This is a genomic window from Bartonella sp. AP19HLJMH, from assembly GCF_042196245.1.
In the GTDB taxonomy this organism is placed as follows: Bacteria; Pseudomonadota; Alphaproteobacteria; order Rhizobiales; family Rhizobiaceae; genus Bartonella.
Genome location: NZ_JBHIPX010000067.1, coordinates 1 through 1,145, shown reverse-complemented (window position 1 = coordinate 1,145; position 1,145 = coordinate 1). Strand labels below are relative to the sequence as shown.

The 1,145-nt window shown below is 48.2% G+C and carries 1 protein-coding gene; it reads right to left on the bottom strand.

Annotated elements, in window-relative coordinates; genetic code table 11:
- The coding region (locus ACFINR_RS09380; protein WP_375654232.1) for a phage terminase large subunit at positions 1–1,145 on the bottom strand (1,145 nt) is incomplete at both ends.

The window sequence follows — 1,145 nt, the reverse complement described above, 5'->3', positions numbered from 1 at the left end:
CCATGACTGGACCAATCATGCTCTGCTCCCAAGCCAATATTACGCTTCTCATCCCATTTCTCGTGATACCAGTTCAGTGCCTTACGTCCTGCTACTGTCGTCTTCTCATTAAACCAAACAGAAGGCAAAACACGGCGGACTGTTTCTATACGTATCTTAACAGCCCCTGCTCCCTGATTAGGGATAACTTTTGTTTGAAAGCCTGCCTGTTTAAGAGCGCTCTCAAAACTCACATTGTGCACACGGTCTCTGGTCGCACCGTCATGGGGGAGAACCATCAATGCCTTCTCATAACCATTTTGACGCAACCAACCGATATGTTCCGATAACGGCTGTCCCTGTGCTTCGTAATAATCAAGCACTCTGATCTCTCTACCAACAAATTGCGCTATCCATATCGCCGTGGCATCTGCCTTGGCGCCTGTCCCCCCAATGTCCCAAAAAGCACGTATCTGCATTAAAGGGTCACGAGCAACACGCCCTATCCGCCCCTCTTGCTCGGCTGCCAACATTTCCTTTTGATAATAAGCGCCTTGAACCGCTGTAAGATAAGCCCCTTCCCAGATATGCTTATAGGTCTCTGGACGGTTTCTCAGATCATCCAATCGCGCTTCATTCAAGATCTTAGGAAACTTCGGATTGTCTGACCAGTTAATCTCCACACGCTTGATTGCCTCATTGTCTGAAAAGCGAAACCGCTTCTCAACGGGTGCATTCTCTCGCAACGGGTTCCATGTCACCCATAATTCTGCCCGCCATCCCTCTCCTTCTTCTCGCAAAGTCGGTATAAGCGTTTGCCAAGCCGTCTCTGTTACCGGCTCTGCTTCATCAACCCAACAAAGCAAAATGCGCCCCATCGATTTAATGCTCGCAATATTACGGTCAAGACCAGAAAACTGAAAGGCTACGCGACCATCTATCGACTTAATCGAAGATTCCCCAACCTTGTAATAGTCCTTTAAAAAGTCGTGCGCTTCAATGGCGCGCTTAATCTCCTCCAATGAACTTTCTGCCAAAGAATTCTGAAACTGACGTGCACAAAGAATGGTCCCCGATATCCCCTGCATACCAAATTGATAGCCTTTTAAAGCAGCCATCAAGGCAAATGATCTTGTCTTTCCAGACCCTCGTCCACCCCAAGCCGC